At 59.2% G+C, this 26,653-nt stretch carries 24 protein-coding genes and 1 tRNA gene; all 25 read right to left on the bottom strand.

Annotated elements, in window-relative coordinates; genetic code table 11:
- Positions 1–349 precede the first annotated feature (349 nt).
- The 25 genes from ACX9NZ_RS01310 to ACX9NZ_RS01190 all read right to left on the bottom strand — a co-directional run bounded on the left by ACX9NZ_RS01310 (position 350) and on the right by ACX9NZ_RS01190 (position 26,652).
- A complete protein-coding gene (locus tag ACX9NZ_RS01310) occupies positions 350–2,095 on the bottom strand; it encodes an HD domain-containing protein (protein WP_407496958.1) in 1,746 nt (581 codons plus the stop codon).
- A 35-nt stretch (positions 2,096–2,130) separates the two neighbouring features.
- Positions 2,131–3,603, bottom strand: a complete 1,473-nt coding sequence (locus ACX9NZ_RS01305) for a lipopolysaccharide biosynthesis protein (protein ID WP_407496960.1) — start codon at positions 3,601–3,603, stop codon at positions 2,131–2,133.
- A 15-nt stretch (positions 3,604–3,618) separates the two neighbouring features.
- On the bottom strand, positions 3,619–4,602 hold the full coding sequence (locus ACX9NZ_RS01300) for a polysaccharide pyruvyl transferase family protein (protein WP_407496962.1): 984 nt from the start codon (positions 4,600–4,602) through the stop codon (positions 3,619–3,621).
- Positions 4,603–4,610: 8 nt separating this feature from the next.
- Positions 4,611–5,783 carry a hypothetical protein gene (locus ACX9NZ_RS01295; RefSeq protein WP_407496964.1) on the bottom strand — a complete coding sequence of 391 codons (1,173 nt, stop codon included), beginning with the start codon at positions 5,781–5,783 and terminating at the stop codon, positions 4,611–4,613.
- Between the two features lie 9 nt (positions 5,784–5,792).
- Complete coding sequence (locus ACX9NZ_RS01290) at positions 5,793–7,058, bottom strand: glycosyltransferase (RefSeq protein WP_407496966.1); 1,266 nt, start codon at positions 7,056–7,058, stop codon at positions 5,793–5,795.
- A complete protein-coding gene (locus ACX9NZ_RS01285; protein WP_407496968.1) occupies positions 7,058–8,242 on the bottom strand; it encodes a UDP-N-acetyl glucosamine 2-epimerase in 1,185 nt (394 codons plus the stop codon). Before ACX9NZ_RS01285 ends, ACX9NZ_RS01290 begins: the two co-directional genes overlap by 1 nt.
- Before the next feature lie 4 nt (positions 8,243–8,246).
- Positions 8,247–9,464 carry a polysaccharide biosynthesis C-terminal domain-containing protein gene (locus tag ACX9NZ_RS01280; RefSeq protein ID WP_118653459.1) on the bottom strand — a complete coding sequence of 406 codons (1,218 nt, stop codon included), beginning with the start codon at positions 9,462–9,464 and terminating at the stop codon, positions 8,247–8,249.
- A gap of 1 nt (position 9,465) precedes the next feature.
- Positions 9,466–10,515 (bottom strand): polysaccharide biosynthesis protein, encoded by a 1,050-nt coding sequence (locus ACX9NZ_RS01275; protein ID WP_459389423.1) that lies wholly within the window; start codon positions 10,513–10,515, stop codon positions 9,466–9,468.
- The gene (locus ACX9NZ_RS01270) at positions 10,516–11,289 is read right to left on the bottom strand and encodes a WecB/TagA/CpsF family glycosyltransferase (protein ID WP_118653457.1); all 774 of its coding nucleotides are present in this window, start codon (positions 11,287–11,289) and stop codon (positions 10,516–10,518) included.
- Complete coding sequence (locus tag ACX9NZ_RS01265) at positions 11,290–12,063, bottom strand: sugar transferase (RefSeq protein ID WP_459389422.1); 774 nt, start codon at positions 12,061–12,063, stop codon at positions 11,290–11,292.
- 150 nt (positions 12,064–12,213) lie between these two features.
- Positions 12,214–12,741 (bottom strand): transcription termination/antitermination NusG family protein, encoded by a 528-nt coding sequence (locus ACX9NZ_RS01260; RefSeq protein WP_302742092.1) that lies wholly within the window; start codon positions 12,739–12,741, stop codon positions 12,214–12,216.
- Between the two features lie 228 nt (positions 12,742–12,969).
- Positions 12,970–13,263: a recombinase family protein gene (locus ACX9NZ_RS01255; RefSeq protein WP_407496583.1), complete on the bottom strand. Its 294-nt coding sequence runs from the start codon at positions 13,261–13,263 to the stop codon at positions 12,970–12,972.
- A 5-nt stretch (positions 13,264–13,268) separates the two neighbouring features.
- The gene (locus ACX9NZ_RS01250) at positions 13,269–13,598 is read right to left on the bottom strand and encodes a recombinase family protein (protein WP_407496585.1); all 330 of its coding nucleotides are present in this window, start codon (positions 13,596–13,598) and stop codon (positions 13,269–13,271) included.
- Positions 13,599–13,856: 258 nt separating this feature from the next.
- Complete coding sequence (locus tag ACX9NZ_RS01245) at positions 13,857–14,879, bottom strand: hypothetical protein (RefSeq protein WP_294123004.1); 1,023 nt, start codon at positions 14,877–14,879, stop codon at positions 13,857–13,859.
- Between the two features lie 252 nt (positions 14,880–15,131).
- Positions 15,132–15,995, bottom strand: coding sequence for a KilA-N domain-containing protein (locus tag ACX9NZ_RS01240; RefSeq protein WP_118653454.1), 864 nt, complete (start codon positions 15,993–15,995; stop codon positions 15,132–15,134).
- A 27-nt stretch (positions 15,996–16,022) separates the two neighbouring features.
- Complete coding sequence (locus tag ACX9NZ_RS01235) at positions 16,023–16,178, bottom strand: hypothetical protein (RefSeq protein ID WP_158574808.1); 156 nt, start codon at positions 16,176–16,178, stop codon at positions 16,023–16,025.
- Positions 16,179–16,509: 331 nt separating this feature from the next.
- Positions 16,510–16,600, bottom strand: a tRNA-Ser gene (locus tag ACX9NZ_RS01230).
- A 121-nt stretch (positions 16,601–16,721) separates the two neighbouring features.
- Positions 16,722–17,747 carry a glutamate--tRNA ligase family protein gene (locus ACX9NZ_RS01225; RefSeq protein ID WP_407496642.1) on the bottom strand — a complete coding sequence of 342 codons (1,026 nt, stop codon included), beginning with the start codon at positions 17,745–17,747 and terminating at the stop codon, positions 16,722–16,724.
- Positions 17,748–17,956: 209 nt separating this feature from the next.
- Complete coding sequence (locus ACX9NZ_RS01220) at positions 17,957–18,112, bottom strand: hypothetical protein (RefSeq protein ID WP_302742096.1); 156 nt, start codon at positions 18,110–18,112, stop codon at positions 17,957–17,959.
- 126 nt (positions 18,113–18,238) lie between these two features.
- Complete coding sequence (clpB, locus tag ACX9NZ_RS01215; RefSeq protein WP_407496588.1) at positions 18,239–20,809, bottom strand: ATP-dependent chaperone ClpB; 2,571 nt, start codon at positions 20,807–20,809, stop codon at positions 18,239–18,241.
- Between the two features lie 288 nt (positions 20,810–21,097).
- Positions 21,098–21,919 carry a LytTR family transcriptional regulator DNA-binding domain-containing protein gene (locus ACX9NZ_RS01210; RefSeq protein WP_407496590.1) on the bottom strand — a complete coding sequence of 274 codons (822 nt, stop codon included), beginning with the start codon at positions 21,917–21,919 and terminating at the stop codon, positions 21,098–21,100.
- A gap of 59 nt (positions 21,920–21,978) precedes the next feature.
- Entirely contained in the window at positions 21,979–23,832 is a 1,854-nt protein-coding gene (locus ACX9NZ_RS01205) for an ATP-binding cassette domain-containing protein (protein WP_330006429.1), read from the bottom strand.
- Positions 23,833–23,840: 8 nt separating this feature from the next.
- On the bottom strand, positions 23,841–26,057 hold the full coding sequence (locus ACX9NZ_RS01200) for a cysteine peptidase family C39 domain-containing protein (RefSeq protein ID WP_330006430.1): 2,217 nt from the start codon (positions 26,055–26,057) through the stop codon (positions 23,841–23,843).
- Positions 26,058–26,066: 9 nt separating this feature from the next.
- Entirely contained in the window at positions 26,067–26,360 is a 294-nt protein-coding gene (locus ACX9NZ_RS01195; protein WP_304291491.1) for an STAS domain-containing protein, read from the bottom strand.
- 142 nt (positions 26,361–26,502) lie between these two features.
- A complete protein-coding gene (locus ACX9NZ_RS01190; protein WP_304291493.1) occupies positions 26,503–26,652 on the bottom strand; it encodes a hypothetical protein in 150 nt (49 codons plus the stop codon).
- Position 26,653 lies beyond the last annotated feature (1 nt).

The following is a 26,653-nucleotide window of genomic DNA, read 5'->3' as shown; positions in this document are numbered from 1 at the left end:
CGCTGAGTACTCGGATCCCTCAGCCTTATACTCGATAGAAGTGTTGCCGATCCACCCATGCCTTATTGCCAGTCGCACTGTAGTAGAAATAACGCAAGCGTATATTTTGATGACTATGGCGGCGTCGAAATCCCCGGATGCTCATCTCTCCGTCAAGGAAAACATGCGGATTTGCTTTGCCTCACATCCACTCATGGTACACCTGTCAAAAAAAGAAAGCACGATGGGGGCTTACTCCGCCCTTCTTGCGATTTGGGAATTAGGAGAGAAGCACCTCAAAGACGGACGTCTCAAACAATTGGCGTGCGCCACCTAATCGATGCGCACCCCTTTTTCCAATCAAAGCTGCCTACTCAAACTGAATGGCTACCGCCCTTGCAAGATCGACCACTAAATCGTGTTTGATAGCCTCTATCCGATCCGAATTATTGCTAACCCGTTCCTTGATATCTTTGCCGAACAGAACGAGGTGAAATTGTTGGTCTCCAGCGACACAATCTTTGAGCGAAGCTAGATAAGTGGAGTAATCGGTAACCCTTGCCAGAGATCCATCCTTGCACACCAGCATCGCGTCGACTTCGTTATCCCGGTTGAAAACCGTTTTTGGCTTGGTTTCAAGAACGAAGACATCAAGGTTGTGTTTCTTCTTGGTTCCATCGAAAACCCTACTTCCCTGCGTGGAGCAGGCGTCGATAATGTGCTCGACAACGATTCCTTTTTGCAGCGGCATCACCGATGCCAGTTCGGCCTCCACACGTCTAACCAATTCATCATAGAGATTGATCCGTTTCGTGAGAGTAATAAAGTTTGAGGATTTGCGACAGACAAACGTATCAACCATCAACAGCAAATGCTCAATCGCCCCGCGTTCCTCCGAGGTCTCACATCCCAAAAGCAACTCCTTGCGCGACTCCCTCAAATCGCACATGAGCGAAAAAAGCCAGTCTTCCGTACAATTGAAGTACCTCTCATCGTCACAATGATCCCAAAGGTAACTGAAACGCCGCTCCCTCAATAGACACACAAGACTTTCTGGCCGCCCATTGACATAGGCAAGTGCCAGATCGTGAACGATGCGCTTCACCAGCTCGTTCATCCTCGTCGTTCCGTGATGGTACACAAGGTACTTATAAACCAGATAGCGCTGATGATAAAAAGATTCGACTGCGGGAAGGGCATTAATTGACGGCACCACCCTAAGCCATACGCCGTCTTCCACAATCTGGATGTTGCTTGTAATCCTGTCAAGGTCGAACGCTCCAAGCTCCATGCCGGAAAAGCGCGGATCGCGCATGCTGTAATCGAGCCTGTCAGCATCAAGGTCGCTGGCAACGATAGTGTGTAGAAGGTATGCCGCTCCGTCCCCTGTCCCAGTAGAACATAGAATCCTCTTTGCTGCCATCCTGCAGACGCGTTCGAACGAATTGAGATTTACCTCTGGCAACACCACGTCTAGCAGACCGATTCCAATCCTCTCATGCAAAGCCTTTACCTTTTCGAGCTTCTTATGCTTTCTGGCAAAAGCATTGCTGATTTCCGCCAGGTTCTCTCCATCCTCTTCGACAAAGGCGTCTTCAAGGGAATGGCTGTACGGAAAGTGTCCGAGATCGTGGAGCAAAGCCGCTATGCGAACCGCCTCGAACGTAACGAGCCATGCGTACTCGCGCATCGCCGTTTCCGTCAACTCGTCGCTACCTCGATCAGTCTCATGTTTGAGAATCGAGAACTCCAATCCATAGTGAGAGTACACGCTCAGTGAGTCCTCGGAGACAGCATATCCCTCAGCACCAACAATCGGCGCCATCGCTCCCGCAGCAGATCCCGAGCATCCCTTGATAAGGTCTTCGCAGGCAATGTAGAAATAATCGAGGGCTTCCCCTGAGGAGTTGTTCAAGATAGACGTCACCATTCTGCCTGCGACTTCCATAGTTCCCAAACTGTGAAGGAAGCGGCAGCTATGGTTGCTTGGATACGTGTAGTATGCGGCACCGTTCTGGGATATGTGTCGAAGCCTCTGAAACAGGACGTTATCCACTATCTTCTGTTCAACACCAGTGAGATAAATGTAGTTGTACAGCGGATCTCTGATAATCATGCGGCGTGCCTCCATATCCGAATTAATCGAGACGACTAGTTTCCAAGTTCCTTTCGCCGTGTCGAAACATTAAACAGCATGTTTTTGCACAGTGGAAACAGCTGCAAGCCCTGTAGCACGATAACGGCAATGAGGAACACACCCGACATCACATGCCAACAAGGAACTTGCATTGCCGTCACCAATGACTGAGCAGCGAGCAGAACAAGTGTCGGAAGAAAAATTCGCCAACCGACCGTGAACTTGACGTACCTGCGCGAATCGCGGGCGCGCAAAGCGAAAACAAGTGCATTTCCCGCCACCGAGGCAACACATGCGCCATAAGTGCCAAGCGGAACTATAAAGACTGGAGTAAAAACGGCGCACACAGCAGCACCGACAAACGTTGTCCTCATGATGTAGGAGGTGTGCATCGTTGTGGTATAAACCGTGCCATAGAATGCATTGAAAACGTTCATGAGGTTAGCAATCAATAGGACAGAGATCATAGGCCAGGCAGAATAAAACTCTCCTTGTAAGAACACGGTGGCAACCCACGGCGCAGAAAATGAAATGAGCGCGCAGAGCACGGTCATCGTCGCCTGAAGGACGCAAAACACCTGTGAGAAGAACTGTCCAAGCCCCTCCTTGCCAGATTCTTGAAAGGCAGAAAGCTGCCATGCCTGCTGAAAAACCGAGTAGGCAGTATTGAGCAGGTTGGGCAGTTTTGCTGCTGCCGCAAACATGCCTGACGCTGCGATTCCGAGCATTCCGGTTATGAAAAACCGGTTGATGCTGGTACCGACCCACCAGAAAAGCGAATTGGGAATGAGTGGCAGTGCATATCGCAGCATGGGCAAACTGAGATCTTTGAGATGCGCCCGGCGTTCGACGGTAACGAAAATGGATCTTGCACCATTGAGCACGAGCCTTCCCATGCCGCCGGTGGACAGATAGACCATGACGGCAACAAGCGGACCGACTGAGACGGATACGAAGTACCCGACGACCGACATATCAAGCCCTCCAATGAGGACGACAGCCAAAGAACAGGTGATAAACGAGGATACCCCCGCACAAACGGGAATGAGCCTAATCTCCCCCATTCCCCGCGCAATCTCACCACAGAGCTGCAACAACGCGCTCGGCGCGTACGCAAGCACGAACCACCCTTTGAATGTTCCAAGCCCGCCGAAAACCCTCAGATCAAGCAGGGGAGAGAGCAGCGCGACAAGTGCGATCGAAGCAAGCGTTATCGCGAAGCCGACGAATGAATACTCCGCACCACGGGCCCTGTCCCCCACGATGAAACGTACCGCTGCGTCCGCCACCGACAATGTGGCGAGTGGAGTGACGAGCGATATGACCGTGAGCGACATATCGGCAACGCCATACTCTCCGGCGCTCATAAATGCCGTATAGAGCGGAACGAGTAGGAAAGTCACCAGTCTTGTTGCAACAGCATTTACAGCGAATAAGCCAATATTGACGGCAAGCTGTCTATATTTGCGAGAAAAGATGCCCATCATACCCTTGCTAATAAATCATCGGCTGAATTGCTTCAAAAATGTTTGGATGCCCGTCTCGTTAATCTTGATCCTCGTCTCCCGTTTTCTATTAATCAGATCTGTTAGCAATGCCATATCTTCACGCTCCAATATCGGCAGACCGTAATCGTGTGCCATCTCTCTTGCGCGATTATCGATGGAAACTATTAGCGAACGGCGTCCGTGTTGGAGGGCTCTTATTCCTCCATGAAGCCGAGTGCCAACGTATTCGATATCAGCGTTCTTCTCTAGCAGTTCATCGTAATCATCAAGCGTGGGCGGAATGAGCTCGTAATCACCGTCTATGGACAAACTGGAGATATAATCGAGATCGCCACTCCCCTGAAGCCAGATATACACTTTTCTATGAGTGGCAATTAGCTGCTCAACCATCGATTTATCATTTTGGGGATCACGTCTATAGTCCGTTAAGGTCGTTACCGCTTCTGAGGCAGAATGTGATGGTATTCCTGCACAAAAGTCAGGCGTCAGCTGCCACAGAGTTGCGCAGCCCGTATTAATGACATTGCGAATCCCCATAGATTCGAGCTTCTTTTTTGTATACTCATCCCTCACCGAATGCAGCATATCGCCCGACAGCAAACGGCGGTACAGGGTCTTTGAGTAGGAATCGACCGACTTGTCGTAGTTCTGCCAGCCACACCCAACGAGCACCAAGTTATCTACCTGAATCGTGTCAAGCAACGAAACATCCCACTGCCGAAAGCCGAACAACATGTTTGGCTTGAGTAGGTTCGAACCAAGCACGAAACCGATATCGCTCCCGCGAAGATATCTTCTGTATCTAAAAGACGTCTTTTGATGCGTTGAAAGACGCACAATAAACTTGTCATTAAATAACGGCGCCAAGTGATGACGGGCGCTATCGGATATGATTTCGTCCCCTACGTTTAACGTAGCACAACCGGGGTCAAAGAATAGAACTTGGTTGTTGTGGCGACTTCCCAATAGGCTTGGCATTTTCTCTCCTAATTCTGTGAGGTAGCTACTTGTTGATCTGGTGTCATGGCACTGAACGCTGCGAACGAGAAAGCGAACAGGAAGAAATACATCGGACTTTCGAAGCCGACGTTAAAACAAACCACCGCAATCGACGAAACAATGGAATATGTCAAGTAATTACTCCTCGACCGGGGAAGCCTTCGATGCGAGCAGCTCATGATATAGATCAATAGAAGAACGGCGCCTATCATCCCAAGCCTGAAAGAAATGGAAACGAATGAATTGTGACAACCGACCACATATAGCCTTTCCATGACTGAGTACTCTGCAGTCGCAGCAAAAGGACCGGAAACAGCTTCCCCAATAAAAGACTGAGTAGCGTAAGAGGTGCCGAATCCAACTCCGACTCCAAACGTTTTTAGAAGCTGACGAAGCTCATCGCCCCAATACTGGAGCCTCCATGAAGTGTTTGCATCTAGACCAATCCACTCAAGAGGAATAAAGGGCAGTATGTAGCACACAAGAACTACAACAACGGAAAAGCAGACCATGGGGCGTAAAAACTTACCGCCCTCCTCTGCAAAAAACAGGAAGAGGCATGCAATGCGACATAGCGCTTGAGTCATTTCTCCGCCCGTATCAATGGGACTAAGCTCTATAAGCAGCAACATTGCAACATCTGCCGCCCTATTCCTTTCCCGACCCATCAACAAAAGTGTCGATAGACAAAAGAAACAGGGGACATCGATTGCCGGGGTTCTGTTAACTGCAATGTACGCAAGATAAACCAAAAAGAAAAGGGCCCTATAATTCTTTTGAATCCATTTCAAAATTGTCGGTGTTTGCACGTGACGACCGGCAAGGATAACGAGTGGGATAAAAAAGAGATAGTACGCCTGTCGAGGGATGAATGAAGAATCGAACATGACATCATTCGAAGCAATCGCTTTGTAAAAACCCAGATAAGAAGCTATTACGGAGATAACCCCCGTATAAAAGAACATCCAAAAGAAGCGGTCGCTCGATCTGGAAGGAAGATATTTCTCACCGCGCTTTTTATTGTAGAAATGCATAAAAAGGTAGGTTACTCCGCAAAGCACAATGAACAGACTCAGAATGTTGACCATGCCTGATCCGATGCGAAAAAAGGAGCTATTGAAGACTGCAGAACCAAACAGCGCTGCAACAAGAAGAAGCATACGATCCTCCTAAATGCACATTGAGCGCGAGTCGCTGGCAGTCTCGGCACAACCGGAGACGTCGTAGATCAATATGGGGGTGTCGTCAGCCTCCACTTCGGAACTTCTGAAGAAATGCAACGCCTGAGTGAAGCCAGCAACGCAAGCAGATCCTGATAGTTGCATCGTCTCTCTGCAGCCGCCTGTGTCATACGTGATGACCGGGGTTCCGCAGGCCTCAGCCTCCAAGTTCACCGTCGGGTAGTTGTCCTCGACTGTCGGGTTGAAGAAGACGTCCGCGGTCGTGTAGATCCCGGCGAGCTCCTGCGGGGAATCCGTCCTCGTGAGACCGATGATCTCCTCCGGGAGCGATTTGATCTGCTTTGCGGAGAGACCCACGAGCACGATGGCATATCTATCGGAATCCAGCTCCCCGGCCAACCGCACGAAGTCTCCCAGACCCTTGCGCTCAGTCCAGGGGCTCGCGACGCCCAGGATCATGAAGCGGTCGCCGATGCCATGACGCTCGCGAAAATCACTCGGAGTGGGCTTGAACACTGAATTGTCGATGGTGTTGTGGCGCACCTCAATGGGATAGTCCTTCAAGAAGCTCTTCCTCACCAAATCGGCCAGCCACTGCGAAGGGCAGATGAGCGTCAAGCGCTCCGGTGGAACGCTGGTAAAGATGCGCCTCTTATCTTCGAAATTCCTCGCGCAGTTCGATTTGCAGATTGTCCTGGGATAGGCATCCGGCTGCGGGCAGCCCTCCGAGTACGCACAATGAGTCATCCATTGTGCGCACTTCACATATGTGAAGTGCGCACAATGGCCGGTGAAGGCCCAGCAATCGTGCAGGGTCCACCTCACTTGACAATGGTGGCCCGCTAGCCAGGCGAACAGCATCTCGATGTTCACGTAGTAGCCGTGAATGTTGTGCAAGTGGACGACGTCGGGGTCGATCTCGTCCAACCGAGCGAGAAGCCTCTCGGTGTCGCGTTTGGAGTAGAAGCCCATCCGGTCTCGAAGACGCGTCATCGCGCCGTGCAGATACACCTCGGGCTTGGATGCGCAGCATGCCATGTGCTCGTCGATGGTTTCATGCCTCCTGCCCCACAGGCAATAAGAGTCAACACCGGAATTCGATAGCTGGGCGTGAAGGCCGCGCATAATGGAGCCGGTCGACCCGTTGTAGAAACTATTAAGCTGAACGTAGCGCAGCGGCCTACTAAGCCCCTCTCCCAGCGTCAACGCCTCGCCGACAAGCGCTTCAGCAGTTTTAGTGTCACTCGAGGCCATTACAGACGCTTCCTCCACACCATCTTGTCCACGATGCCGGTGTAGGATTGGATGATCTTGACCACCTTGGTGGACACGTTCTCGTCGGCGTAGTCTGGCACGGGGGCCTGGGGGAGCGACCCCTCCGCGTCCAGTGCCACGGCGGTGCGGACCGCGTTCAGCAGGCCGCGCTCGTCGACGCCGGCGAGGGTGAAGCAGGCCTTGTCGAGCGCCTCGGGGCGCTCGGTGGAGGTTCGGATGCACACAGCGGGGAACGGCTTTCCGATGCTCGCGAAGAACGAGCTCTCCTCGGGCAGCGTGCCGGAGTCGGAGACCACGCAGAACGCGTCCATCTGCAGGCGGTTATAGTCGTGGAAGCCCATGGGCTCGTGCATGCGCACCAGCGGGTGCAGCTCGAAGCCGGTCTCCTCCAGGCGCTTGCGGCTGCGCGGGTGGCAGGAGTACTGGATGGGCATCTGGTACTCCTCGGCGAGCCTGTTGATGGCGCCGAAAAGCGACAGGAAGTTCGCCTCGGTGTCGATGTTCTCCTCGCGGTGCGCGGAGAGCAGCATGTACCTCCTCGGCTCGAGCCCCAGGCGCGCGTGGGTGTCGGACGCCTCGATCTTGGGGAGGTTGGCGCGCAGCACCTCGGCCATGGGCGAGCCCGTGACGTAGGTGCGCTCCGGCGCGCACCCCGTCTCCTTGAGGTAGCGGCGCGCGTGCTCGGAGTAGGCGAGGTTCACATCGGAGATCACGTCGACGATCCGGCGGTTGGTCTCCTCGGGCAGGCACTCGTCCTTGCAGCGGTTGCCGGCTTCCATGTGGAAGATCGGGATGTGCAGGCGCTTGGCCGCGATGGCCGAGAGGCAGGAGTTGGTGTCGCCGAGCACGAGCAGGGCCTCGGGCTCCACCTCCCGCATCAGGTCGTAGGAGCGGGCGATGATGTTGCCCATGGTCTCCCCCAGCCCGTCGCCCACGGCGTCCAGGTAGATGTCCGGGTCCGCCAGCTCGAGGTCGCGGAAGAAGATGCCGTTGAGAGTGTAGTCGTAGTTCTGCCCGGTGTGCGCCAGAAGGCAGTCGAAGTGCCGGCGGCACTTCTTGATGACCTCGGACAGGCGGATAACCTCGGGGCGCGTGCCAACGATGACAAGGAGTCGAAGACGACCGTCATTGGCAAAAGAGACGTTGGAGTAGTCGGCTACCATAGGGCTAGACCTCCTCGTAATACGTGTCGGGGTTCTCGGGGTCGAAGGGCTCGTTGGCCCACATTACGGTTACGAGATCCTTGGTATCAGAAAGGTTCTCGATGCAGTGCGTGGTGCCGGGCGCCATCTCGACCACCACGGGGTCGTCGCCGGAGACGCGGTACTCGTCCACGGGGAACGGGCGGCCGTCGGCGTCCAGGCCGACGCGGCGCAGGCGGATGGACGCCTCGCCGGAGACCACCAGGAAGCGCTCCCACTTGGAGTGGTGCCAGTGGTTGCCCTTCGTGACGCCTGGCCCGGAGACGTTGACGGAGACCTGGCCGCGCTCCGGGGTGCGCAGGAACTCGGTGAAGGAGCCGCGCTCGTCGCGGTTGGCCTTGAGCGCGTAGGCCCGCGAGCCCTCGTCGTAGTAGCTCTCGAACGTGCTCCACAGCTTCTTGGAGAACGAGCCATCCGCGAGGTCGGGCACCGAGAGGTCGGCGCGGCTCGCCCTGAACGACTCGAGCAGGTCGACGATCTCGCCCAGCGTGGCGCGGTCGGTGGGACGGCACGCGCAGAAGTCGTCGCCCTCGATCTCCGCAAGCCCGTCGTAGCCGCAGTGGCGCTCCTCCCCCAGCAGGGCGGAGAGCATCTCGGCGACCAGGTCGTCGATGTAGAGGAGCTCCAGCTCGACCGAAGGGTCGTTGACCGTGTATTCGCGGTCATTTGCTATAGCATCGCAGAAGGTCGCGACGGCGGAGTTGTAGTTGGGGCAGCACCACTTGCCGTAGAGGTTGGGGAACCGGTAGATGAGCACCGGCGCGCCCGTGCGATCTGAATACGAGCGGAACAGCTCCTCCCCCGCCAGCTTGGACTCGCCGTACGCCGATCCCGCGTAGCGCCCGACCAGGCTCGCCTGGACGGAGCTCGCGAGCATCACGGGGCACGCGTTGCCATGGCGCTCGAGCGCCGCGAGCAGGTCGGAGGCGAACCCGAAGTTGCCCGCCATGAACTCCGCCGGGTCCTCGGGGCGGTTCACGCCCGCGAGGTTGAACACGAAGTCGGCACGGGCGCACATCGCGTCCAGCTCCTCCGCCGTGGTCCCGAGGTCGCACTCCATGACCTCGAGCGGCAGGAGCGCCCGGAAGCGCTCGCGACGGTCCTTGCCGTCGCGGATGGCCTTCAGGGCCTCGCAGAGGTTGCGGCCGACGAACCCCTTCGCGCCGGTGACCAGGACGCGCATCCTACTGCACCGCCTCGTGCTCGCGGCCCTCGAGGGCCAACTGGACGTACTCGGCGGTCTTGATCTTGGCGATGGTGCCCTCCACGTCGAGCCTCTCGGTGTTGTGGGAGGTGTAGGCCTCGTCGGCCTGCGTCTTGACCTCCCCCTCGACGAAGAACTTGTCGTAGTTGAGGTCGCGGGAGTCGCAGGCGACGCGGTAGTAGCCGCCCATGTCCTCGGCCCTCAGGCGCTCCTCGCGGGTCATGAGGGTCTCGTAGAGCTTCTCGCCGTGGCGGGTGCCGATCACCTTGGTGCCCACATGCCCGAACACCTCCTGGACCGCCTCGGCCAGGTCTCCGATCGTGGAGGCCGGCGCCTTCTGGACGAACAGGTCGCCGGGGTCGGCGTGCTCGAAGGCGAACTGCACGAGGTCGACCGCCTCGTCGAGGTTCATGAGGAAGCGGGTCATGCTGGGGTCGGTCACCGTGAGCGGCTCGCCGCGGCGGATGCGGTCGATGAACAGCGGGATGACGCTGCCGCGCGAGCACATCACGTTGCCGTAGCGCGTGCAGCAGATGGTGGTGCGGCCCGCGCCGTTGCGGGCGTTGGCGTAGATGATCGACTCCATCATGGCCTTCGACTTGCCCATGGCGTTGATGGGGTAGGCGGCCTTGTCGGTGGACAGGCACACGACCTTCTCCACTCCCTCGGCGATGGCGGCGTGCAGCACGTTGTCGGTGCCGATGACGTTGGTGCGCACGGCCTCCATGGGGAAGAACTCGCATGAGGGCACCTGCTTGAGCGCCGCCGCGTGGAAGACGTGGTCCACGCCGCGCATCGCGTCGCGCACGGACTGGGCGTCGCGCACGTCGCCGATGAAGAAGCGCACCTTGGAGGCGAGCTCGGGGCTGCGCTCCTGCAGCCGGTGGCGCATGTCGTCCTGCTTCTTCTCGTCGCGGGAGAAGATGCGGGTCTCCCCGAGGTCCGTGTCGACGAAGTGCTTGAGCACGGTGTTGCCGAAGCTGCCCGTGCCGCCCGTGATCATGAGGGTCTTGCCTGCGAACGAAGCCATCTATTTGTTCTCCTTCTTCCTCTTGCTACCGGTGACCTGGTAGAACATGAATTTCGAATTGGTGACGAAATAGCGCCCGAACAGGCGCTTTGGCTCCTGGATAAGGCGGTAGAGCCACTCCAGGCTGAGGTTTTGCATCCACACGGGCGCCTCGGGCGTGATGCCGGCCAGGATGTTGAACGCTCCGCCGACTCCGACCATGAGGCCGTCGATGCTGCCGCGCATCCTATGGCAGAAGCACTCCTGGCGCGGTGCGCCCAGCGCGACCCAGACGAAGTCCGGCTCGGTGCGGTTGATGCGCCCCGCCAGCTCAGCCTCCTCCAAGGGAGTCATATCCCTGAACACGGAGGGCTCGGCGCCGCAGATGTCGATGCCGGGGTAGTCGCGCTCAAGCGCCTCCACGAGGGCGTCGAGGTTCTCCCGCGTGTTGCCGTAGAGGTAATGGCGGTACCCGCGCTCCGCAGAGACCTCGAAGACCTCCCGCATGAGGTCCGGGCCGGTGACGCGGCTCATCGTGGGGACCGCCTTTCTTCCCACAACGGAGAGCGGCTTACCATCGGGAACCGACATGAGGGACTCGGTCTGGACGCGGTAGTACGCCGGATCGTCGTGGGCCATCACGGTCGTGTGCGCATTCGACACGCAGATGTACTCTCCCTTGATCTCCGTAAGATGCTCGGAGATGAAAGCGAGCGCGTCGCCCATGTTCGTGGCGGTGATGGGGACGTCGATGATCGGCGTTCGGGCGAGCCGCGGGTCGGACGGGCCGTGCATCTACGCCGCCCCCTTCCCGGTGAAGACCACGGCGACGGTCTGCAGGATGAGCTTCAGATCCGTCATCACGCCGCGGCGCGCGATGTAGCCCAGGTCCAGCCGCACCATGTCGTCGAAGTCCACGTCCGAGCGTCCGCCCACCTGCCAGGGGCCGGTGAGGCCCGGCTTCACGGCCAGGCGCTGCATGGCCCAATCGTCGTACTGCGCGACCTCGCGCGGCAGCGGCGGGCGCGGGCCCACCACGGACATGTCGCCCAGAAGGACGTTGAGGAACTGCGGGAACTCGTCGATGGAGTGCCTGCGGATGAAGCGGCCGATCCTCGTGACGCGCGGGTCGTCCCTCATCTTGAACATGGGCCCCTCGACCTCGTTCTCGGCCAGCAGGGCGTCCTTCATCCTGTCGGCGCCCTTCACCATGGAGCGGAACTTCCACATGGTGAACTCGCGGGGCCTGCCGTCCGCGCCGATGCGCCCCACGCGCCTCTGGCGGTACAGCGGGCATCCCGGGCTCTCGACGGCGATCGCGGCGCACAGCACCGCGGACGGCACGATCGCCGCGGCGATCACGCACGCGGAGAAGGCGATGTCGAACGCGCGCTTCACGAAGCGATAGCACAGGCGCTCGCGGTCGAAGGCCTGGGCGTTGCGCATGAGCGATAACAAACGCACGGAGCATTCGCCCTCTTGGACAGACTCACGGGTGTCAACAACGGGAACCTTCACATCGGCGGGGACAGCAACGTTGCCCAAAGTTGCGGCGGGCTTTATCGACACGCCCTCGTCCTCCGCATGCCCCCGCGTTGTCTTCTGCGTCTCATTGGTCACTTTTGAACGCCCCCCCCCCCGGACTTTTTTCATTGCCGGGGAGGTTCCTCCCCTCATGTACGTGCGTCTTTGCTGTGATGACTTACTCTTTGGGTGCTCCTATGTCTTGATTGGGATGTCCAGCGGAAGCGTCTCCAAAAAGCCCCGTCCGGGCTCTCCCACGCGCACCCAGCAGCGGCGCTTGTGCCGGTCGACCTTGGTAATGAGGGCTTCGCAACCAACCAAAGGACCGTCCGTGACGCTCAGCTCGCCATGGAGGATCACCGCGGTGCTGCTGCGGATCACGCGCTCACTGCCCGCAACCCTCTCAAAAAAGGCACGTGCATCTTCCGAAAGCGGCATGATCGAGCGCTCTGTGGCCCCCACCAAGTCCACGTGGAAACTCAGCTTTTGCAGCGCGCTATTCAGGCCGTGAGCATCGCTGGATACGACAAATAGGTACTCGGGGTACATCTGCACACGACGGATTGACCACACTCCGTTGCGCTTTTCCCAGCGCTCCTTTGAAAGCGTGAAGGCATCCGCGAGCAGGTTTTTCGGGATGAGCTTGAGCAGCTTGTCAGCTGTGGCATGCTCCATACTCATGGGCGTATGGACCAGGTACCAACGCATATTCCCACGCGGCACGCGACGCCCCGCGGGCAAACCCGCAGGTGTCAAGCTCAGTTGTGGCGAAGCGGCTCGCATGGCCCTCCCCGATGGTGCAGCCCCGCACGCACGCGACGCGCAAAAGTGCACCTTTTTAGAGAGGGGTTACTCAACTCGATGACAAGATATGAAGTTGTCGATTGCTGGGTTTTATTTCGGAATCATTGGTAAAATGGGTACGTTTTAAAAGGCTTTGAAAAGGTGCACTTATTCACACCTCAGCCCGTTGTCTTTTTTGACCCCATCTTCCCTCAGCCATTTATCAAAAGTCGAAACCGATATCTCGAGACGTCGCGCTGCCTCGGCGCGAGTGACGCGCCCGTCCAGATACCCTTCTTTCGTGACCCCATACGCTGCCGGGCGTTGTTTTTTGGGCCTGCCAAAGCGCACACCCCGAGCCTTGGCGGCGACTATGCCCTCACGTTGGCGCTGCCGAATGCTCTCCCGCTCAACTTGGGCAACGTAGGACAGCAGCTGTAGCACGATATCGGAGATCAGCATGCCCGTCACGCCATCGCACTCGTTCCGGGAGTCGAGCAGAGGCATATCCAACACAACGACATCCGCGCGCAGGTTTTTATAAGGGCGCGCCATTGGTCTATGATCTCCTCGTAGTTCCTGCCGAGTCGGTCGATGCTCTTTACCACCAATACGTCGCCCTCACGCAACACGCTCACGAGACGTGTCCACTCCGGCCGGTCGAAATTCTTGCCACTCGCCTTGTCGGCGAAGATATGCTCCCGCCGAACACCAAACTCCTCAAGCGCCCTCAACTGGCGATCGAGATTCTGCTCGCGAGTGCTCACGCGCGCGTAACCGTATATGGTGCCCATCATGAACCTCCTTCATATCGGGGGCTGAAAACAAGCCCTCTTCCCGCTCATAACCGATATGAGCTTCGAAGTGAAGGTTATCGATAGGCGTTAAGCCCCTCTTCCGACGCGGCTTTTCCATGCCGCGGGAGGGCGGGCTCCACTCGCATTTTTTCGCATTCCAGCGCGTGATTCGCACTTACCTTGCCTTCCGATGTATTCGGTTGGTGCTACACACGGCCTCGCGCAGGGTTGCCGCCCATATGCGCGGGACCTATTTCGTCACTCCTCCGATTCCTTCGAAGACCTGACCTCTTCGCTCTTGTCGAGAAAGTCGGCAAACGTCTCCTGCTTTGAAACTCTCAACGGCCTGTAATCAGCAACGCTCAGAATCCTGTATTGGGGATTCTTCATCTTCCCGCTCCTAGTTCGCCTCTCGGTTACCTCAAGGTCAACCTGAATCAGATCTCCAGCGTTGAAGCGAACGGTGCCGTCTGCAAGATCATCCAAAAAACTCTTGTCTTCGATGCGCACGCTTTTGTACGTAAGGACGTCGCTGCCCGATCCAAATTGAAAGGTATATCCCTTCTCGGCTCCGCCATATGAGCCGGCGAGCGGCCTCAACCATATCCCCCTATTTATGTACGACGTCTCGCTGACCTCGAGCTCATCCGCCGACGAGGCGGTCCTAGCATACGCGTTGAGGTCGCTTGCGTCATCCCTTGAAAAAGAGGAGCCTTCAGCAAGGCCATCGTCCTCCTCCTTGGGATTGCGCATGTAGATATTCACCTGTTGGACCGTGCCGTTAAACTCCGCGACAGGACCGACCGCCACATCCCTGTATAGCTCAGCAATCGTAGGATTCTGCACCGCCCGATGTGTGGCCTCATCAACCGTCACGGCATTGTCGCCTTTTCCGTAAGTGTAGGACCCGTCGCCATTGTCCACGAATCGGTCGATCGCCCCTCGCACCTTCCGGACAATCCACGGAATGCCTTTCGCTCCGCCATAGCAGAAACCGAGTATCTCGATCGCGTTGAGCACGGCGTCGACGTTCTGGCTCGTCAGCAAATCTACGATGCCGCTTTCGACAATGAACTCGGTGATAAAGGAGCCCTCTTTGAATGGGCGCACCCTGATCTTGAGCTCACCGTCGTATCCTGCCTCTCGGACAGTCAGGCGCACGAGGTCGTCGAACTTATTAAGGTATTTGACTAAATCGTAAACATCGACCCCTTCATCCGGGTCGACGCCTCCAAGTCTATAAACGACTTCCCTGCGTTCCACAACGAACCTCCCGAACATGCGGCACCTCCAGGCCCGAGCGTATTGTTCTGCCCGAACAAGATAGCGTGCCTGTCTATTCCGTCTTCAGACCGGATCTGAAACATCAGTCACTTCTGACGGACAACAGGGTTTGTCCGTCAAATTTCGATATTTCTGACGGACAAATCCGGTTTTCCGTCAAATGCGCCCGACTAGGAGAGGCGAACCCCTTCGGTAATTTCCAGAAGCTCCGTGAACTCAAGGAGGGCAGGCTGGCTTCCACGGTGAGGCCTATTCCTCCGCAGCGGGAGGAAGGACGGCTCCGTCAAGTGCCCTGATAGTCGGATTCTCTCTCAGTGCGTCAAGCTGTTGGGAAGCCATTTCCCTCAGGTAGACAACCCTCTCCTCTCTGGAATGCCCCTCCTTGATGAGCTGTGCATTCATGCTCTCAAGGTTTGCGAGCACAATGAGCTGATGCAGCGTCGCGCCATCCCTGACGTTCCCCTTTTCAGCAGGATTGGCATCGCGCCACTGTCTTGCCGTCATTCCGAACAAGGCGACGTTCAGCACATCGGCCTCATTGGCATAGACGAACTGCTTCGCCTTGCCCCGGGCAATCGGCTCCAGGTGCTCCTTCACCGCATCGGTATGAATGCGATAGTTGATCTTCGTGAACAGCCTCTTCTCATTCCAGTCGAGCGACAAACGGCTGTTCTCATCACTTTTCAGACGTTGATAGTCCTGGATCACATAGAGCTTGAACTCCGGGGACACCCACGACGCGAATTCGAAGGCAATGTCGACGTGAGCGAACGTTCCGCTGCCGTACCTGCCCCTTTTGCTCTTTATCCCGATAGCTCCAGTCGATCGTATCCACTTGGTCGGGGACATGGTGAAGGCGTTGCGGCCAGACTCCAACCTAAAGAGGTCGAATTCGACCTCTTTAAAATCGGGGTTGTGAAGACGTTCCCAGACGCCGAGAAATTCAATGGTCTCCCTGCTCCGCATCCAGTTCTTCACGACATCACCGGGTTCATCGCTGCGATATCTTGCGATATCCGTCAGCGAGATATAGTCGTCTCGATCTCCTGTTGATGAGACCGATATATCAACCCCGAGCGCAGTTATCTTCCCGCTTATCTCCTTCGGCGGCATTTCAAACTCCTCTCTCCGACCATTTCCCTACTCCATCTCCTCGGCGGGCTGGAACCAGACCACGGTGCCGACGTACTCGACCGTGCGCTCCCCCTCCCCCGTTATGACTATGTCCTCGTACGAGTCGTCCCACGAGTCCGGGGACAGCACGATGATGCGCCCCGTGTTGCACAGGCGGCGCATCACGTAGTCCGCGCCGTCGATGGAGACCGCCGCCACCGAGCCGTTGCGAGGCTTTCGGGTTTCAGATCGAACTTTACCAGCAAGGCATCAATGTTCTCGGGTATGCCCATCTTGCCTCCTTACGTTGTATTCAATTTTACATAGTGATATTTCATTCTTCGTAATTGTCTTTTCGGTTTATATAGCGTACGGTTCTCCAAAGACTTCCGACTCTCTTTTCCATGCGCGGGGCGATTGCCAAATAGTTGCCATTCGGGCATGCGGCAGGAAGATACAGGAAAAAGAAAACGCCCCCTGAGCTGCGATAACTCAGGGGGCGCATCATTCACACTGGCGGAGAGCTGGGGATTCGAACCCCAGATGGGCTTGTGGCCCATACTCGCTTAGCAGGCGAGCACCTTCGGCCTCTCGGTCAGCTCTCCGGAACAGCTAGTCGATGATATCGCACTTCCCCGGGCTTGAACAGAGTACGGGGCAATAATTCAAAACTCGCCCAGAAACCCCGTCCGGACGCCGCCATAGATCTCAAAACCCCGCAGCGCTTTAGCCCAAGAAGCCAGGGGCGACCACGATGTCGCCCGGATGCTCGCGCACCCAATCCCATGTAAAGCCATCAACGAGTCGCTCGGCCGAGCATGGCGCAGCATCACAGCGCAACCCCACGGCACATGCGAGCTTACCCAGCAACGCTTCCGGCGTATCAAACCGGGCTCGCAGCTCCCCCATGTCGAGGTCGCGGTCGCGCTTGGACAGGCGGCGGCCGTCGGGCGCAACCAGCAGCGGCACATGCGCGTACTCCGGATGCTTATAGCCGAGCAAGTCTTGCAGGTACAACTGGCGAGCGGTCGATCCCAGCAAGTCACATCCGCGCACAACCTCCGTGACGCCCATCGCGGCATCGTCCACCACCACCGCAAGCTGGTACGCAAAAACGCCGTCACTTCGGCGCACGAGGAAGTCGCCGCACTCCTGCGCGAGGACCTCCTGCTGTGGACCATAGGTACGATCTTCGAAGCGGATTGGCCCCGCATCGTTCCGCACAGGAGGCGTGCCATACCCCGCGAGAGTTAACTCTCGCGGCAAAAAATCGGCAGAATCGGGCAATTTCGCCTGCGAGAGTAAACTCTCGCGAATGTTGGCGGCGGAACGGGGCGCGGTGCGCACGGCAGGCACGCGCAGCCTCAAGGCAGGCGGACGCAACTTGGAGCGCTCGGCAACCTCTTCGGGCGTCAATCCCCTACACGTACCTACATATATGGGGGTACCGTCGCTCGCATGAGGAGCGCTCGCGGCGTGCAGCTCGGCGCGCGTGCAAAAACAGGGGTACAGCAACCCCAAGTCTTCCAGCTGGGTCAACGCGGCCTCGTACAGGTCAAGGCGCCCGGTCTGGTAATACGGCCCCTCGTCCCAATGGAGGCCCAACCAGCGCAGATCATCCATGAGCAGGTCCGCCCACGGACCGCTGCGCGCGCGGTCATCCAAGTCCTCGATGCGTAAGATGAGCTTGCCGCCCTGGCTGCGCACAGACAGCCATGCCAGCAGCGAAGCCATAATATTGCCCAGGTGCATCCGTCCTGTGGGCGATGGCGCAAAGCGGCCCACCACGGGTGCGAAGGGCTCATCATACACAGGGCGCGCAGCAAGCACGGCATCTGCGGCAGGCGCAGAGGCCGGATCCCGCGCGAACTCGGCACCCTCACACGGGACAAACGGTGCGCCGCAGCGATTGCCGCTACGCGCCGCCAGGGCACCTTCGACCGGCTCTGCCATGATAAACGCTACGCCCACGGATCGCGCTCGAAGAGCGGCTCGGGGTCGGGGCGGCGATCGGAGTACGGATCGTAGCCGTCATCGTCCTCGTTCTCCGCGCGGACACAAGGGTCGAGCGTCTCCTCGTCCCGCAGTTCGACCTCGTCGCGTTTGCCGTCCACCATGCCATCCCCTTTCATGTAAAGAAGCCGGGCGCCAACGGGCACCCGGCTCCTTAGTATACGTTGCACAACGCCATGGCGAAACGCGGCCTCCGCGTGCGCACGCGCAATTCGCCGCTCACGCAACGGTTACGCGACGACGAACTCATCTCCGTCAACATCCACCGTGACCTCGTCGCCCTCGTGCACGCGGCCATCAATGATGGCGCGCGCGATTGCGTCGACCACCTCGCGCTGGATAAGGCGCTTGAGCGGACGCGCACCGAACACGGGGTCAAGGCCGCCCGCCGCGAGCATCTGCTTGGCCGCGGGCGAAATCTTAAGCGTCATGCGCTCCTTCGCCAAGCGCGCACGGACGTCGGCGAGCTGGATATCCACGATCTTCTCGATTTGAGCCATGCCGAGCGGATGGAACACCACGATGTCGTCGATACGGTTGAGGAACTCGGGCCTGAACGTATGGCTCATGGCCTCGTCCACCAAGCGGCGCATCTCGGCATCGTCGCGACCGGCGTACTCGGCGATCGCACTCGAGCCCACGTTGCTCGTCATGATGATGATCGTGTTCTTGAAGCTCACCTGGCGACCCTGGCCGTCGGTGAGGCGGCCGTCGTCGAGCACCTGGAGCAGCACGTTGAACACATCCGGGTGCGCCTTCTCCATCTCGTCCAGCAGGATGACGGAGTAGGGGCGCCTACGAACCGCCTCGGTGAGCTGGCCACCCTCGTCGTAACCCACGTATCCGGGAGGCGCGCCAATGAGACGTTGGACGCTGAACTTCTCCATGTACTCAGACATGTCGATGCGTACGAGCGCACGCTCGTCGTCGAACAGGCACTCGGCGAGCGCCTTGGCGAGCTCGGTCTTGCCAACGCCGGTGGGACCGAGGAAGAAGAAGCTGCCGATGGGGCGATCGGGGTCGGAAAGCCCCGCACGGCTACGACGAACGGCTGCGGCGACGGCGCGCACAGCCTCGTCCTGGCCGATGACGCGGCGGTGCAGCTCGTCCTCGAGGCCTTGCAGCTTCTCGAGTTCGCCCTGCATCATCTTCGCCACGGGCACACCGGTCCACGAGCTCACAACCTCGGCGATCTCGTCGGACGTGACCTCCTCCTTGAGGGCGCTCTCGTCCTCTTTTTGCGCGGCGAGCTGCTCTTCGCCTTCGCGAACCTGAGCCTCCAAGCCCGGGATCACGCTGAAGCGCAGCTCAGACGCGCGAGCGAGGTCGCCGTCGCGCGTGGCGCGCGCCTCCTCGCCGCGAGCCTCATCGAGCTTGGCTTTCAGCTCCTGGACGCGGTCGATGGCGTTCTTCTGGTTGAGCCAGCCGGCCTTAGCCACATTGAGGCGCTCCTGCGTCTCAGCGATGTCCTGGCGCAGCGCTTCCAGGCGCTCGGCGGAGGCGGCGTCCGTCTCCTTCATGAGGGCCTGCTCCTCGATCTGCATCTGCGTGAGCTGGCGCGTGATGGCGTCGATCTCAACCGGCATGGAATCGAGCTCCATGCGCAGACGACTCGCCGCCTCGTCGACCAGGTCGATGGCCTTGTCGGGCAGAAAGCGGTCGGCGATGTAGCGGCTCGAAAGGTCTGCCGCCGCCACGAGGGCGCCGTCGGTGATGCGCACGCCGTGGAAGATCTCGTACTTCTCTTTGAGGCCACGCAGGATGGAGATGGTGTCCTCCACGCTCGGCTCACCCACGAACACCTGCTGGAAACGACGCGCAAGCGCGGCGTCCTTCTCGATGTACTTACGATACTCGTCGAGCGTAGTTGCGCCGATGGCGTGCAGGTCGCCGCGGGCGAGCGCCGGCTTCAAGATGTTGCCCGCGTCCATCGAGCCTTCCGTAGCACCCGCACCCACGATGGTGTGGAGCTCGTCGATGAACAGAATGACGCGACCCTCGGCCTTCTCGACCTCCTTGAGCACCGCCTTCAAGCGGTCCTCGAACTCGCCACGGTACTTGGCACCCGCCACGAGCGCGCTCATGTCAAGCTCGATGAGGTCGCGGTCGCGCAGCGTGCTGGGCACGTCGCCCGCGACGATGCGCTGGGCGATGCCCTCGACGATGGCGGTCTTGCCCACGCCGGGCTCGCCGATGAGCACGGGGTTGTTCTTGGTACGGCGGGAAAGGACCTGAATGGTGCGGCGGATCTCCTCAGTGCGGCCGATGACCGGGTCGAGCTTGCCCGCGCGGACGAGGTCACAGATGTTGCGACCATACTGCTCGAGGGCCTCGAACTCGGTCTTCGAGTCCGCCGAAGTCACGCGGTCGTCGCCGCGGAGCTCCGTATAGACCTCCTCGATGCGCTCGCGGGTCACGCCGGCGGCGGCCAGAATGCGACCAGCCTCGCCCTTGTCCTCCGCCAGTGCCATGAGCAGGTGCTCGGTCACCACGAAGTTGTCGTCCATCTTGGAGGCCTTTTTCTCAGCGCGCTCAAGCACGCGGGTGAGATCGCTACCGAGCTGCTGCTGAGCGCCTTCGACCTTGGGGGCGCGGTCGATAGCCTGCTGAGTTGCGCTTGCGAGCTGCTTTGGGTCGGCGCCGATGCGCTCGATGATGACGGATATGTTTCGCTCTCCGCCGGTGAGCAACGCGGCGAGCAGGTGGATGGGCTCCACCGATGCTGCCTGCGCGTCGGACGCGATGCCGATGGCGTTTTGCAGCGCCTCGCGCGAGGTCATGGCAAGCTTGTCGATTCTCATGGAATCACCTCTCTCGATGTGTAAAAAGGGGACAGTCCCCTTTTTACACATCTGCATTGGCCGCCCTACGGGGCGGCGCGTTGTTCTATCGAGGTGTATTGTTGCCGATGGAGCCTCGTTCTATACATAAATCTAAGTCTACATATATAAGATTTTCTTAGTTGACCTACATATAGACCATGGTTGCCAATTCTTATAGCTGTCGCTATGTACGCACGTGAAAGCATCCCTGTGCTAGAGGTTGGCACAGATCGTCGCTATGCCCTGGAGCCAAGTCGGGCGCGCACCTCAGGCGCCCTGCTGGAGCATCCGCCGAATTTCCGCCCTTCTCTTTGTTGGCACGGGTACGCAGGTTCCGTCGGAAAGCACAAGGCCTTCTGGCCCTACAGACTGCACGTGATCGCGGTTAACGATATAGCTTCGATGCACACGAACGAACCCCGCTGGTAGCTTACCTTCGAGCTCCGCGAGGGAACAGGCGGCTTCGACAGTCCGGCTCCCATTGTCGTCGCCGATGTGAAGCGTGCATCGTTTGCCCGCGGCCTGCACATGCAAAACCGTTACGAGATCAACGCTCAGCAGTTCGCCATGCTCGCCCTTGACCATAAGCGGCTGATGGCCGTTTTTGAGACCCTGAGCGATAATCGCCTGAGCGTAGCGCCATGTCTGACGGCTCAGCTCTATGGGATACACTTCGCCGCGAACCGTCTCCGACCATTCGGCGGAAACATGCAGGTACTTTATGCGCCACACACCCCCTGACCGGCACCAAACAGCAGCGAGATGCTGGCTCATGGCCATGATTTGCTCGGAATCGCTTGCGGAAAGCAGGCGATATGGCCCCATCACCACCGCCGTATCGCCAAGAACGGACTCGACAAGCTCGAAATGCATATCGTATATCTCGAACCGCGGCATGATCCAGCCCTGCTTGAATTGCGCGCGCGCCTCTAAAATTCCATGGCATATATCATGGTTGGGCATAACCCACACGCAGTCTTCATCGAGGTAGGCGAAGAATAGCTCGTTGTCGAGGTGAAAATAGGATGTGACCATCACGCTCGTGCAGGACACGAGCTCCTCACGAGTTGAAGGCATAGAGACCGTCATATCCGTTCCTTTCCAAGCCGAAGGCCCCTCATCGTCAAAGCTTACTTTGGACCCAGACATCAAGCCTGTTGGCGGCGCACCAGATCGGCAAAGACGCCGTCCGCTGCCACCAGCTCTTCGTACGTCCCATCCTCCACAATGCGGCCGTCGTCGAAAACGAGGATACGGTCGCAATCGCGCACCGTTGAAAGGCGATGTGCTATGGCGATTCGCGTGCACTTGAGGCTCGCAAGCGAAGCCGCGACATGAGCCTGGGTGGCATTGTCGAGTGCGCTCGTAGCCTCGTCGAAAAGCAAGACGCGTGGACTCGCCGCAATGGCCCGCGCAATCATGATGCGCTGACGCTGCCCACCCGAAAGACTGCTTGCGCCCTCACCCACCAGCGTCTGCATGCCCATGGGCATAGCACGGATATCGTCGGCAATTCCGGCTAGCTCCGCGGCACGCCAGGCCTCCTCCACGCCAAGGTCGGGTGCGCTCACCAAGATATTCTCGATCAAGCTCCCCGCGAACAGCTTACCGTCCTGCAGAACCACGCCCATGTGACGACGCAGACTGCGCAGATCGAGCTGGCGGACATCGCGCCCGTCGTAGTAGACCGCTCCCGCCTGCGGGGTCTCAAACCCCAGCAAAACACGCATGAGCGTCGATTTGCCGCAGCCCGTGCGCCCCACAATGCCCACATAGCTCCCCGGGCGGATTTTGACGGAAACACCCTTGAGCACCGGTTCGAGCTCCTCGCCATATGCGAATGTGACATTATCGAGCTCGATGCGACCCACAAGGCGCTCCACCTCCTGCCCAGGGCGAGCCGTCTCGGGGACACAGATCATGATGGGATCGACAAGCTTGATGAAGGGAGCGGGCGTCATGCCCACACAAGCTGCATGCGCCAAGCCTTCGAGCGCGGCTTGCACCACGCCATACGAAGCGGCGAAACCCATGAACGCCGATGCGGAAACAGCGGAAAGGTCCGCAAGCGCATAGATGGCCAGCAATCCGACCGCGCCCATGCCCGCCAGGATTGCGGCATCCAGGTAGTGCCCGTACGTAGCGACAAGCTCGCCACGATACAGCGAGGCCCACCGCGCAAATGCCCGCACCTCCGCTCCGGCAAGGCGTATCTTTTGGATTCCCTCCACCAGAGAGACCTCCCTGCCGCTCCGTTGTGAACGCCAGTCCAAACGCGCGGCGAGCATCCGAGATGTACGGTACGCCACTATGGCGCACCCCGCGATTTGCAGGGCGATCACCATGCACGCGACGCCCGCGAGCTGTGGAGCCAGGACCGCCATCTGGAGCACGTACGCCAATGAAAACACCGCCGTGAGACCGGTGGAGAACAGGGCGTCGCCCATCAATTCAACCATGGAGCGCATGGAGAGGATGCGCGAGGCCAGGTCTCCTGCGGTATACGCGCCAAAAAACGAGGCGGGCAAATGCAGCACACGGTCCATGAGCGCAGAGATGAGGTCTCGAGCGCTCCGCTCCACCATGCCACCCATCAGCAGAGCGCGCAGCGCTCCGATGACCGCTTGGGCGAAACCGGCAGCCAAGAGGATCGCGAGCAGCGGCCCCAACAAGCCCAGATCCGCATGGTCCACCGCATTCGCCATCACCGACGGAATGACATCGGTGAACACGAAGGCCGTCGCAGCGGGCAGCACCATACCCGCCAGGCTCGCCGCGGCGGCTCCTAAAAGCACGCGTGTCCAATCGTATACGCCGAGCCCTTCGAACACGAACCGGTAGATGTCACGGGGCTCCAGCTCGCGGTCGGGCAACATTCGCTGCGCACCTATCTCCCCGCCGCGCTTGCCTTCAATAGCCGCGGACAGCGCTTCTACCGTGGAGGCCATGAGCGCCTCATCGCACGCCCGGCGCTCCTGAATTTGCGTGTCAAACCAGCCCATCGCGCCCCCTACTCCACCGTCACGAGCGTCTTGTACAGACCGCCCTCTGCCATCAGCTCGTCATGCGAACCACGCTCGACAATACGCCCTCGGTCGAGCACGATGATCTCATCGCAGTCGCGCACGGCAGATAGACGGTGAGCGACTACCACGAGTGACGTCCCGCGACGGCGTATGCGATCCATGACGCGCTTCTCGGTCACCGCGTCGAGCGCACTCGTCGCCTCGTCGAGCACGAGTACGGTGGGGTCGACAGCGAGTGCTCGAGCGATCTCCAATCGCTGGCGCTGGCCACCGGACAAATCGGTGCCGCCCTCGGCGAGCACGCCCTGATATGCCCCAGGACGCCGCATGATGTCGTCGTGCAGCTCAGCGTCGCGTGCAGCGAGCACGACCTCGTAGTCCTCGATAGAGTCGTCCCAGAGACGGATGTTCTCGTCTATGGTACCTGCGAAGACCGAGACATCTTGGTCGACCACCGCAACTGATCCCGTGCGCACGGGACGCGGAACCTGCGGGAGTGGCGTTCCATCGAGCAGGACCTCGCCCTCCCAAGGTTGATACAGGCCGGCGATGAGCTTGGCGATTGTCGATTTGCCGCAGCCCGAAGGACCCACGAGCGCAACGCTCTTGCCCGGTTCAACATGCAGGGAGACCCCCTGCAGGAGTGGCGGCGCCAAGCGGGCGTAGCCAAACGTCACGTTATCAAGGCAAATCTCGCCGCGCAGTTTCTCGTAGCCGACATCCTGATCATCCTGGAAGCGGGGGATATCGTTGTCCTCGGCATCACCATCGCTCCCATCGCCCATGCCGTCTTGGGCAAGCGCATCGAGGGGATAGGCCATCGCGTCCTGAATCCTATCCATCTGCGCGCGCATTTCCATAAGCGTCTGCATGCTGGCAATGAGCGCCTCGGCAGGAGCGGCAAAGCGCGCCATGAAGCCCTGGAACGCCAGAAGGGCGCCCGCGGTTAGCGACCCCGCCCCGATGAGCCATGCACCGAGCACGAGTACAAGGGCGTTCGCCGCATTCGTCACCGCCAGCGGCACGGCTCCCAAGCGAGCCCCGAGCCTCACCTCGTCCATACGACGAGCGGTCACGCCATCCATGAGGCCACGCCAGCGACCCACATAGCCCTCCTCGGCCCCAGCGGCCTTGATGCTCTCCGCCACGTCGATACCGGCAACCGTTGCCGAACCAAGCAGTGCCTCGTCGCGCTGGCGAGCGCTCATCACATTCACCCTCAGGCGTGAGATGAGCGCAGCAACGCCCAAATTGAGCAAAATGGAGCCAACACCCACGACAGCGAGCAGGGGCGCATAGCCAACCATGAACACGAGATACACGACGAGCATGGCGGCGTTCACCACAAGCGGCGCTAGTACCCCGACGAGCTGCGCGGCAACGGTCGATCCGGAGTCCACGCGGGCAACCAGGTCACCCGGAGAGCGCTGCGCGAAAAATACCATGGGCAAATGCAGAATGTGCCAGAACAGCGAGGCACTCGTCTTGACCGCGATTCTTCCGGTCGCCCTCACGCGCAAGCGTGCGACCAAAGCCAACAAGGCAACCTGCACAAGGGCGGCGAGCGCCAGAGCCGCGATAAAAAGGGCGTCCCAGTCGTTCGACACGCCAGGAGCACCCAGGCGATTCAGCAAAGCCTGAGAGAGTAGCGGGTTAAGAAGGTCCGCCGCGCGCGCAGCCGCCGTGACGCCTGCCAGCACCGCGAGCAGCGAAGCCGCACCTCGCAGCCGCTCGCGCGCAAACGTGAGAACGCTCGGGCGCCTGCCTCCGCGCTCAAATGACGCACTCGGTTCAAACTGCAGGCACACGCCCGAAAACGCATGGTCAAACTCCTCGATACCAAGTCGTACCTTGCCCAAAGCAGGATCGTTGACGTAGGCATAGCCACCCTTGAAGCCGCGAACCACCACGAAGTGCTCGGCGTTCCAATGGACGATGCACGGAAAGCTCGCCTCGTGGCGCAACGCCTCGGCACTACAGCGTATGCCGCGGGCGCTCAGGCCGTAGCGGCGGGCCGCTTTGATGATGTTGAGGGCGTTCGATCCGTCGCGCGAGACACCACAGTCGACGCGCACCTGCTCGAGCGGGAGCCACTTACCCCAATATGCACAGACCATGGTAAGACAGGCGGCACCACACTCGAGCGCCTCCATCTGCATCACCTGGGGGACCCGTCCCGCCACTGCTCCGTGTCCAGTCACGTCAGCACCCTACCGGATGTCAAATAGCGCGGAGAATCCCGTGATGTCGAAGACCTCGCGGATTTCGTCGCATGCGTTATCGACGCTCAGGCCCGTACCACCCAGACGCTTGTACGTCATCATGAGCACGCGCAGGCCCGCGCTGGAAAGGTACTCGAGGTCCGCAAAGTCGAAGTGGACCTCACGCACGCCGGAAAGAACAGGCGCGAGCGCTTCCTCGAGCTCGCCCGCAGTGGCAGCGTTCAGCGAACCCGCAAGCGAGACGTTCGCCGTCTGCCCATCGACATTCACTTTGATATCCATATCGTTCTCCTCCCACAAGGAGGGCATCATACCCGAGCTAGGTGCCCATGCGCCCATTGTTAACGCCGAAGGCGCGGCCCCGGGCATCACCCTGGGACCGCGCCGCGGCGGATTTTATCACGCCGTTTGCGTGTCGATCACGCTAGATCTTGGAAGCGGTATCGTCGCTGATGTCGGTGGTGGGGGTCACATACACCTTGTCGCGCAGGCCGCCGCCGGCAACATCGGCGAGCGCCTCGTCGCTCAGTTCCTCGACCTCGCCAAGCTCGATCTTCTCGTTCTCTTTTGCCATG

It is taken from the genome of Collinsella sp. BM28 (genome assembly GCF_054551995.1).
This window is presented reverse-complemented; position numbering and strand designations above follow the sequence as displayed.

What these genes read in the sequence shown, in the direction of transcription:
- ACX9NZ_RS01310 (WP_407496958.1), bottom strand. Translation starts at nt 2,095, where the DNA reads ATGATTATCAGAGATCCGCTGTACAACTACATTTATCTCACTGGTGTT.
- ACX9NZ_RS01305 (WP_407496960.1), bottom strand. Translation starts at nt 3,603, where the DNA reads ATGATGGGCATCTTTTCTCGCAAATATAGACAGCTTGCCGTCAATATT.
- ACX9NZ_RS01300 (WP_407496962.1), bottom strand. Translation starts at nt 4,602, where the DNA reads ATGCCAAGCCTATTGGGAAGTCGCCACAACAACCAAGTTCTATTCTTT.
- ACX9NZ_RS01295 (WP_407496964.1), bottom strand. Translation starts at nt 5,783, where the DNA reads ATGCTTCTTCTTGTTGCAGCGCTGTTTGGTTCTGCAGTCTTCAATAGC.
- ACX9NZ_RS01290 (WP_407496966.1), bottom strand. Translation starts at nt 7,058, where the DNA reads ATGGCCTCGAGTGACACTAAAACTGCTGAAGCGCTTGTCGGCGAGGCG.
- ACX9NZ_RS01285 (WP_407496968.1), bottom strand. Translation starts at nt 8,242, where the DNA reads ATGGTAGCCGACTACTCCAACGTCTCTTTTGCCAATGACGGTCGTCTT.
- ACX9NZ_RS01280 (WP_118653459.1), bottom strand. Translation starts at nt 9,464, where the DNA reads ATGCGCGTCCTGGTCACCGGCGCGAAGGGGTTCGTCGGCCGCAACCTC.
- ACX9NZ_RS01275 (WP_459389423.1), bottom strand. Translation starts at nt 10,515, where the DNA reads ATGGCTTCGTTCGCAGGCAAGACCCTCATGATCACGGGCGGCACGGGC.
- ACX9NZ_RS01270 (WP_118653457.1), bottom strand. Translation starts at nt 11,289, where the DNA reads ATGCACGGCCCGTCCGACCCGCGGCTCGCCCGAACGCCGATCATCGAC.
- ACX9NZ_RS01255 (WP_407496583.1), bottom strand. Translation starts at nt 13,263, where the DNA reads ATGCTGATCTCCGATATCGTGCTACAGCTGCTGTCCTACGTTGCCCAA.
- ACX9NZ_RS01250 (WP_407496585.1), bottom strand. Translation starts at nt 13,598, where the DNA reads ATGATGGGCACCATATACGGTTACGCGCGCGTGAGCACTCGCGAGCAG.
- ACX9NZ_RS01245 (WP_294123004.1), bottom strand. Translation starts at nt 14,879, where the DNA reads ATGTTCGGGAGGTTCGTTGTGGAACGCAGGGAAGTCGTTTATAGACTT.
- ACX9NZ_RS01240 (WP_118653454.1), bottom strand. Translation starts at nt 15,995, where the DNA reads ATGCCGCCGAAGGAGATAAGCGGGAAGATAACTGCGCTCGGGGTTGAT.
- ACX9NZ_RS01235 (WP_158574808.1), bottom strand. Translation starts at nt 16,178, where the DNA reads ATGCGCCGCCTGTGCAACACGGGGCGCATCATCGTGCTGTCCCCGGAC.
- ACX9NZ_RS01225 (WP_407496642.1), bottom strand. Translation starts at nt 17,747, where the DNA reads ATGCACCTGGGCAATATTATGGCTTCGCTGCTGGCATGGCTGTCTGTG.
- ACX9NZ_RS01220 (WP_302742096.1), bottom strand. Translation starts at nt 18,112, where the DNA reads ATGGTGGACGGCAAACGCGACGAGGTCGAACTGCGGGACGAGGAGACG.
- clpB (WP_407496588.1), bottom strand. Translation starts at nt 20,809, where the DNA reads ATGAGAATCGACAAGCTTGCCATGACCTCGCGCGAGGCGCTGCAAAAC.
- ACX9NZ_RS01210 (WP_407496590.1), bottom strand. Translation starts at nt 21,919, where the DNA reads ATGACGGTCTCTATGCCTTCAACTCGTGAGGAGCTCGTGTCCTGCACG.
- ACX9NZ_RS01205 (WP_330006429.1), bottom strand. Translation starts at nt 23,832, where the DNA reads ATGGGCTGGTTTGACACGCAAATTCAGGAGCGCCGGGCGTGCGATGAG.
- ACX9NZ_RS01195 (WP_304291491.1), bottom strand. Translation starts at nt 26,360, where the DNA reads ATGGATATCAAAGTGAATGTCGATGGGCAGACGGCGAACGTCTCGCTT.
- ACX9NZ_RS01190 (WP_304291493.1), bottom strand. Translation starts at nt 26,652, where the DNA reads ATGGCAAAAGAGAACGAGAAGATCGAGCTTGGCGAGGTCGAGGAACTG.